This is a genomic window from Amycolatopsis sp. SID8362 (assembly GCF_010550475.1).
Classification (GTDB): Bacteria; Actinomycetota; Actinomycetes; order Mycobacteriales; family Pseudonocardiaceae; genus Amycolatopsis; species Amycolatopsis eburnea.
Genome location: NZ_JAAGNB010000290.1, coordinates 1 through 8,870 on the forward strand (window position 1 = coordinate 1; position 8,870 = coordinate 8,870).

4 protein-coding genes are annotated in these 8,870 nt (G+C 73.8%); 3 read left to right on the forward strand and 1 reads right to left on the reverse strand.

The window, feature by feature from the left end; all coding sequences use genetic code 11:
* Positions 1-260, reverse strand: a 260-nt coding sequence (locus G3I65_RS09160; RefSeq protein WP_160695701.1) for an AsnC family protein, incomplete at its 3' end; no start/stop codon positions are given.
* Between the two features lie 136 nt (positions 261-396).
* Between G3I65_RS09160 and G3I65_RS09165 the strand changes: the two genes are divergently transcribed.
* The 3 genes from G3I65_RS09165 to G3I65_RS09175 all read left to right on the forward strand — a co-directional run.
* On the forward strand, positions 397-7,017 hold the full coding sequence (locus tag G3I65_RS09165) for a DUF885 family protein (protein ID WP_160695702.1): 6,621 nt from the start codon (positions 397-399) through the stop codon (positions 7,015-7,017).
* A complete protein-coding gene (fahA, locus tag G3I65_RS09170) occupies positions 7,014-8,219 on the forward strand; it encodes a fumarylacetoacetase (protein ID WP_163046658.1) in 1,206 nt (401 codons plus the stop codon). Before G3I65_RS09165 ends, fahA begins: the two co-directional genes overlap by 4 nt.
* Before the next feature lie 74 nt (positions 8,220-8,293).
* Positions 8,294-8,870, forward strand: a 577-nt coding sequence (locus tag G3I65_RS09175) for a YhjD/YihY/BrkB family envelope integrity protein (RefSeq protein WP_203612326.1), incomplete at its 3' end; no start/stop codon positions are given.

Here is an 8,870-nt window from a genome sequence, read left to right on the forward strand (position 1 = left end):
GACGGCGGCGCCGGGTACTGCTGCTGCGGCGGCCGGTTCGCCCACGACGGCGGGGCGCCCGCGATGGCCGCGCGCAACCCCTGCGGGTCGCTCTCGACGCCGACGAGCAGCGGCAGCCCGCTGCCGGAGAGGGCGACCAGCCGGTAGGCGACCTCGCGGGGATCCATGCCGACCTTGGCCGCGAGCTCGTGCACCGCGGTCTTGCCGAGGTCGGCGAGCGCGGCGAGCAGGCGGGTATCCACGGGATCGGTCACGGCCACTCCCGGAACGCTACCGCCTCGCCCGCGAGGCCGTGCCGAAGGCTGTCCGCCCCCGGCGAAATGCGCGCCGTTTCTGTCGGTGATCTCCGTTAGGGTCGCGGACGAGACACCGAACGAAAGCTGGGGGGTCCTGCCCATGACCGCGGTCACCGAACTCGCCGACGAGTTCGTCGAGGCGCTGTTCGCCGCCGATCCGCTGACGCCCGCGCTCATGGGCATCCGCCCGGCGGAACCCGGTCTGCCGGACCAGTCCGCCGAGGCCGAGCGCGCCTTCCGGGCCCGGTTGGCGGAGTTCGCCGAGCGTGCCCGCGCGATCCCGGCCGAAGGCCTCTCGGCCGAGGACCGGGTCACCCGCGAGGTGCTGATCTCCACGGCCGAGAACCGCATCGCGTCGGCCGACAGCCGGATGGCCGAGTTCACCGTCACCGACCTCTCCATCGGCCCGGCGGCCGGCCTGCTGCTGGCCCTGCCGATGACCACCGTGACCGCGGGCGAGACGGCCGAAGCACAGCTCGGGCGGCTCGCCGCCATCCCGGAGTTCCTCCGCCAGTCCGCCCGGCGGCACGCCGAGGGCATCGCCGACGGCCTGGTGCCGGTGGCCCACCTGGTCGACGCCGCGGTCGCGCACCTCGACCGCTACCTCGCCGAGCCGGCGAACGACCCGCTGCGCCGCCAGCCGGCGCCGGACGAGGAGTTCGAACGGCGCCGCGAGGAGCTGCTCGCCGACGTCGTGCGCCCGGCCTTCGCGGAGTACCGCGCGTTCCTCGCCGACGAGGTGAAGCCGCACGGGCGGCCCGAAGACCGGCCCGGCCTGTCGTGGCTGCCCGGCGGCGAAGAGACGTACGCGCGCCTGGCGCGGCTGCACACGACGACCCAGCACACGCCCGAGGAGCTGCACCGGATCGGGCTCGACGTCATCGACTCGCTCGCCGCCGAGTACCGCGAGCTGGGCCAGAAGGTGTTCGGCACCGACGACCTCGCCGAGATCTTCGAGCGCCTGCGCACCGACCCGGCGCTGCGCTGGGGCAGCGCCGACGACCTGCTGGACACCGCCCGCACGGCCGTCGCCCGTGCGGCCGCCGAGGCGCCGAAGTGGTTCGGCCGGATCCCCGAGCAGCAGTGCACGGTCGAAGCGGTGCCGGCGGAGGTCGCGCCCGGCGCGCCCGCGGCGTACTACCTGCGCCCGGCGGCGGACGGTTCCCGGCCCGGCATCTACTTCGCGAACACCCACCAGGCCACCGAGCGGCTCCGGCACATGGCGGAGACGACCGCGTTCCACGAAGCCGTGCCGGGGCACCACTTCCAGCTCACCATCGCGCAGGGGCTCACCGAACTGCCGCTGCTGCGCCGCATCGGCGGCTTCTCCGCCTACATCGAGGGCTGGGGGCTCTACAGCGAGCGCCTCGCCGAGGAGATGGGGCTCTACTCCGACGACATCGCCCGCCTCGGCATGCTGGCAGGCGACTCGCTGCGGGCGGGCCGGCTGGTCGTCGACACCGGGCTGCACGCGCTGGGCTGGAGCCGGCAGCAGGCGATCGACTACCTGCTCGAACACACCCCGGAGGCGCTGCCCGAGATCGAGTCCGAGGTCGACCGCTACATCGCGTGGCCGGGCCAGGCGCTGGCGTACATGGTGGGGCGGCTGGAGATCCAGCGGAACCGCGCCCGCGCCGGGGAGCGGCTCGGCTCGCGGTTCGACGTCCGCGCGTTCCACGACCTGGTCCTGGCCGGCGGTCCGCTGCCGCTGTCGGTGCTGGCCTCGGTCGTCGACGAGTGGGTGGCCGGGCACGGCGACACCGTCGACGGCCTGGCGGGCGAGCTGGTCGAGCTGACGTTCGAGCAGGAGCCGCTGACCCCGTCGGTGCTGGGCCTGCCCGGCGACCACGACCGCCTGGCCGACCAGACCCGCGCCGCGAAGGAACGCTTCCGGGCCGCCTACACCGGGCTCGCGGACCGCGCGCGGGCGCTGCCCACCGACGGCCTGTCGCCGGAGGAAGCCGTCACGCGCGAGGTCGTCATCGCCGCCGCCGAGGTGGAGGCCGACAGGCTGGGCGCGCGCTCGGCCGACATGGCGGTCAGCGACGGGCTCACCGCGCCCGCGCTCGAACTGCTGATGTACCTGCCGTACTACAAGCTGGACGACGAGAAGAAGGCGCGCGGCTACCTGGCCCGGCTCGCCGCGGTCGAGCCGTTCCTGGCGACGCTGACCGAACGGCAGCGCGAGAGCCTCGCCGAGGGGCTCGTGCCGCCGGCGTACCTCGCCCGCGTCGGCGCCGAGTACATCGACCGCTACCTCGCCGCGCCGGACCGGGATCCGCTCAAGGTGGCCACGACGGCGGCCGTCGAGAACTTCGAAGCCGACCGCGACCGGCTGCTCGCCGAGGTCGTCCGCCCGGCGTACGCGCGCTACCGCGACTTCCTGCGTACGGAGGTCGAGCCGGTCGGGCGCCCCGACACCGCGCCGGGGATCAGCCACGTCCCAGGCGGTGCGGAGCGGTACGCGGCGCTGATCCGCGCGGAGACGACGACCGAGCGCACCGCGGAGGAGCTGCACGAAACCGGGCTGGCGCTGATCGAAAAGCTCGGGGCGGAGTACCGCGAGCTGGGCGCGAAGGTCTTCGGCACCACCGAACTCGCGGAGATCTTCGAGCGGCTGCGCACCGACCCGGCCCTGCGCTGGCGCGACGGTGACGAGCTGCTGTCCGCGGCGCGCGACGCCATCGCCCGTGCCGAAGCCGTCGCCCCGCGCTGGTTCTCGCACCTCCCGGCGGAGAAGTGCGAGGTCGCGCCGGTCCCGGAGGCCGACGCGGCGAGCGGCACGATCGCGTACTACCTCCCGCCGGCACTCGACGGCACCCGCCCGGGCACCTACTACGCGAACACCCACGAAGCGGACAAGCGGCCGCGGTTCACCAGCGAGGCCATCGCGTTCCACGAAGCCGTGCCGGGCCACCACTTCCAGCTCAGCCTGGCCCAGGAGCTGCGCGACCTGCCGCTGCTGCGCCGGATCGGCATGTTCAACGCCTACGCCGAGGGCTGGGGCCTGTACGCCGAGCGGCTGGCCGACGAGATGGGCCTGTACTCCGACGACGTCTCGCGGCTGGGCATGTTGACGCAGGACTCGATGCGCGCCGGCCGGCTGGTGGTCGACACCGGCCTGCACGCGCTGGGCTGGAGCCGGCAGCAGGCGATCGACTTCCTCGTCGAGCACACGCCGATGGCGCAGCTGGAGATCGAGGCCGAGATCGACCGGTACATCGCCTGGCCCGGGCAGGCGCTCGGGTACATGGTGGGCCGGCTGGAGATCCAGCGGCTGCGGGCGGACGCCGAAGCGGCGCTGGGGGAGCGGTTCGACATCCGCGGCTTCCACGAGGTCGTGCTCGGCCACGGCATGCTGCCGATGTCCGCGCTGGCCAAGGTGGTCACGGACTGGGTGGCGGGCCAGTGCGACACGCCCGGCAGGCTCGCCGACGACCTGGTGGCGCTCAACTTCGAGCGCCAGCCGCTCTACCCGTCGGTGTTCGGGCTGCCGGGCGAGCACGACAAGCTGCCCGACCCGGGCGCGGAAGACCGCTTCCGGGCCGGGTACTCGGCGATCGCCGCGCGGGCCGAGGCGCTCGACCCCGCGGGTCTGCCGGCCGCCGAGCGGGTCACCCGCGAGGTCGTCATTTCCCAGGCGCGCACGGAAATCGACGAGATCGACTCGCGCCGCGGCGACATCGCGGTCAGCGACGGCCTCGGCGCGCCCGCGCTGCAGCTGCTGCTCTTCCTGCCGCAAACGGTGCTGGACGACGAGGTGAAGGTCCGCGGTTACCTGAGCCGGCTCGCCGGTGTCGGCGGCTACCTCGACGCCGTGATCACCCGGCAGCGCGCCGCCTTGGGCGAGGGCCTCGTGCCGCCGGAGTTCCTGGTGCGCATCGGCATCGGCTACGTCGAGCGCTACCTCGCCGCGCCGGAGAGCGACCCGTTGCGGGTGACACCGGCGTACGCGCTCGAAGGCTTCGAGGCCGAGCGCGACCGGCTGCTCGCCGAGGTCGTCCACCCGGCTTACGAGCGATACCGGGCGTTCCTGGCGGACGAGGTCGCGCCGGTCGCGCGGCCGGAGACGTCGCCGGGCATCGGGGACCTGCCGGGCGGCCCGGAGCGGTACGCGGCGCTGATCCGCGTCGAAACGACCACCGACCGCACCGCGCGGGAGCTGCACGAAACCGGGCTGGCGCTGATCGAAAAGCTCGGGGCGGAGTACCGCGAACTCGGCGCGAAGATCTTCGGCACCACCGAGCTCGCCGAGATCTTCGACCGGATCCGCACCGACCCGGCGTTGCGCTGGCGGGACGGCGAGGAGCTGCTGGCCGGGGCCCGCGCCGCCATCACGCGCGCGGAAGCCGTTGCCCCGCAATGGTTCTCGCGCGTCCCCGAGCAGCAGTGCGGGGTGGCGCCGGTGCCCGAGGCGGAGGCGGCCAGCGGCACGATCGCGTACTACCTCCAGCCGTCGCTCGACGGGACGCGTCCGGGCGTCTACTACGCGAACACCCACGAAGCCGAGAAGCGGCCGCGGTTCACCAGCGAGGCCGTGGCGTTCCACGAAGCCGTGCCGGGGCACCACTTCCAGCTGTGCCTCGCCCAGGGCCTCACGGATCTGCCGCTGCTGCGCCGGATCGCGCACGTGAACGCCTACGCCGAGGGCTGGGGGCTCTACGCCGAGCGGCTGGCCGACGAAATGGGGCTGTACTCCGACGACGTCTCGCGGCTGGGCATGCTGACCCAGGATTCGATGCGCGCCGGCCGGCTGGTGGTCGACACCGGGCTGCACGCGCTCGGCTGGAGCCGGCAGCAGGCGGTCGACTACCTGGTCGAGCACACCCCGATGGCGCGCCTGGAGATCGAGGCCGAGATCGACCGGTACGCCGCCAACCCGGGCCAGGCGCTCGGCTACATGGTGGGGCGCCTGGAGATCCAGCGGTTGCGGGCCGAAGCCGAAGCGGCGCTGGGCGACCGCTTCGACATCCGTGAGTTCCACGACGTCGTGCTCGGCAGCGGGACGCTCCCGCTGCCGGTGCTGGCCGGCGTCGTCGCCGACTGGGTGGCGGGGTACGGCGACACGCCCGACCGGCTCGCCGACGAGTGCCTGGAGCTGATGTTCGAGGCGCAGCCGCTGATCCCGTCGCTCTACGGCCTGCCGGGCACCCACGACAAGCTCGCCGACCAGACCGCCGAAGCGGCCGGGCGGTACCGCGCCGGGCTCGCCGGGCTCATCGCGCGGGCCGAAGCGCTCGACGCGGCGGCGCTGGCCCCGGCCGAGCGCGTCACCCGGGACGTGGTGATCTGGCAGGCGCGCACCGAGATCGACCTGCTCGACTCGGGCCGGGCGGACATCGCGGTGAGCGACGGCCTGGCCGCGCCGGCGCTGATGCTGCTGGTCGAGCTGCCGCAGTCGGTGCTCGACGACGAGCCCAAGGCCCGCGGCTACCTGAGCCGGCTCGCGGCCATCGGCACGTACCTGGACCAGCTGATCGAGCGGCAGCGCGCGGCGCTGGCCGAGGGCCTCGTGCCGCCGGAGTTCCTGGCGCGCATCGGCATCGGGTACGTCGAGCGCTACCTCGGCGCCCCGGACGAAGACCCGCTGAAGGTCCCGGTCCACGGGCTCGAAGCGGAGCGCGACCGGCTGCTCGCCGAAGTGGTGCGGCCCGCCTACGAGCGGTACCGCGACTTCCTGGCCTGCGAGGTCGTCCCGGTCGCGCGCCCGGAGACGTCCCCGGGCCTGGGCGACCTGCCGGGCGGCCCGGAGCGGTACGCGGCGCTGATCCGCGCCGAGACGACGACCGAACGCACGGCCCAGGAACTGCACGACACCGGGCTGGCGATCATCGAGCGGCTGGCGGGGGAGTACCGGGAGCTGGGCGCGAAGGTCTTCGGCACCACCGAGCTCGCCGAGATCTTCGAGCGGATCCGCACCGACCCAGCGTTGCGCTGGCGGGACGGGGAGGAGCTGCTGGAGGCGGCCCGCCGGACGATCGCCCGGGCGGAAGCCGTGGCGCCGCAATGGTTCCTGCGGGTCCCGGAGCAGCGTTGCCAGGTCGCGCCGGTGCCCCCGGCCGAGGCCGAAAGCGGCTCGATCGCCTACTACATCGACCCGTCGCTGGACGGTTCGCGGCCGGGTACGTACTACGCCAACACGACCGAGGCGGACCAGCGGCAGCGGACGCTGAGCGAGGCCGTCGCGTTCCACGAAGCCGTGCCGGGGCACCACTTCCAGCTGACGCTCGCGCAGCAGGTGACCGGAGTGCCGCTGCTGCGCCGGATCTGCATGTTCAACGCCTACGTCGAAGGCTGGGGCCTGTACGCCGAGCGGCTGGCCGACGAGATGGGCCTGTACTCCGACGACGTCTCGCGGTTCGGGCTGCTGACCCAGGATTCGATGCGCGCCGCGAGGCTGGTGGTCGACACCGGCCTGCACGCGCTGGGCTGGAGCCGGCAGCGCGCGGTGGACTTCCTGCGGGAGAACACCCCGATGGCGCAGATCGAGATCGAGGCGGAGATCGACCGCTACGCCGGTCACCCCGGCCAGGCCCTCAGCTACATGGTGGGCCGCCTGGAAATCGAGCGCCTGCGGGCCGAAGCGGAGGAGGCGCTGGGCGACCGGTTCGACATCCGCGAGTTCCACGACACGGTGCTGGGCAGCGGCACGCTGCCCCTGCCGGTGCTGGCCACGGTGGTGGCGGACTGGGTGGCCACCCGGGCCGGGGAGGGCTCGTGACCTGGCTCGAACTCCCCGGCGACACGCCGTTCGGCCTGGACAACCTGCCCTACGGCGTGTTCTCGGCGGCCGGGGCGCCCGAGCGCCGCGTCGGCGTGCCCGTCGGCGACCAGGTCCTCGACCTGACCGCCGCGGCGGCCGAGACCGCGGCGGCGTTCGCCCCGCTGCTCACCGCCGGGGTGCTCAACCCGCTGCTGGCCGCCGGTCCGGGCACCTGGCGGGAGGTCCGGGACAGCGTCCGGGAGTGGCTGACCGAGCCCCGGTACGCCGACCGGCTGCGTCCTCTTTTGGTGCCGCTGAACGAGGTCAGCACCCACCTGGCGTTCGAGGTCGCCGACTACGTCGACTTCTACTCCAGCGAGCAGCACGCCCTCAACGCCACCCGGATCTTCCGGCCCGACGTCACCGAGCTGGCGCCGAACTGGAAGCACCTGCCGATCGCCTACCACGGCCGGGCCGGCACGGTGGTGGCATCGGGCACCCCGGTCGTCCGCCCGCACGGGCAGCGCAAGCCGCGCAACGCCGACACGCCGTCGTTCGGCCCCTCGCAGCGGCTGGACATCGAGGCGGAGGTCGGGTTCGTCGTCGGCGTGCCGTCCACTCCGGGCACCCCGGTGCCCACCGCGGACTTCGCGGACCACGTGTTCGGCGTCTGCCTGGTCAACGACTGGTCGGCGCGCGACATCCAGGCGTGGGAGTACGAGCCGCTGGGCCCCTTCCTCGGCAAGTCGTTCGCGACGTCGGTGTCGCCGTGGATCGTCCCGCTGGCCGCGCTCGAGCACGCCCGCGTCGACGGCCCGCCGCAGGACCCGGAGCCGTTCGAATACCTGCGGACCGGCGAAAAGTGGGGCCTGGACCTGGCCCTGGAGATCCGGCTCAACGGCCACCTGGTCTCGAGCCCGCCGTTCGCTTCGCACTACTGGACGGCTCCGCAGCAGCTGGCGCACCTGACCGTGAACGGCGCGCACCTGCGCACCGGCGACCTCTACGCGTCGGGCACGGTGACCGGCCCGGAGCGCGACCAGCGCGGCTCGTTCCTCGAACTGTCCTGGGGCGGGCGGGAACCGTTCGAGCTGCCGGGTGGTCAGACCCGCGCGTTCTTGGAGGACGGCGACGAGGTGGTGATCAGCGCGACCGCGCCCGGCCCCGGCGGCACGCGGATCGGGTTCGGCGACGTGCGGGGCACGGTGGTGCCCGGCTGACGTGTGGCTCCCGCCGGATCCGGACTGCGAAGGACACGCGCGGATGAGAGGGTCGGCCGGTGGTGCGAGGAGCGGTGAAGAGGGGCTTCCGGCGAGCCGGGGCGACGCTGGCCCGGTACCGGGAGCGCGACGGCGACCACTACGCCGCCGCCGTGACCTTCTTCAGCCTGCTCGCGCTCGTCCCGCTGATCATGGTCGCGGTCTCGGTGACCGGCTTCGTGCTGGCCGGTGACCGCCTCCTGGCCGCCGAGCTCGACCGCGTGATCGGCAGCTCGCTGCCGCCGGAACTCGCGGGCCAGGCCACGAACGTCGTGCACACCGTGGTCGGCGAGCGCGGCCGGATCGGGCTGCTCGCGCTGGCCGTCGCCGCGTACTCGGGCTGGAGCTGGATCAGCAACGTCCGCAACGCCGTCACCGCGATGCTCGGCCAGGAACGCACCCAGCGCCCCCTGCTGCGCGGCATCGTCACCGACGTCCTGGTGCTCGTCGGCGTCGGGCTGGCGATGGCGGTCTCCTTCGGCCTGGCCTCCCTGACCGGCGCGGCCGGCGCGGGCCTGCTCCGCCTGACCGGCCTGGACGGCGGGTTCGCGCACTTCGTGCTGGTCGCGGGCTCGCTGGTGCTCGGCCTCGCGGCGAACTGGCTGGTCATCG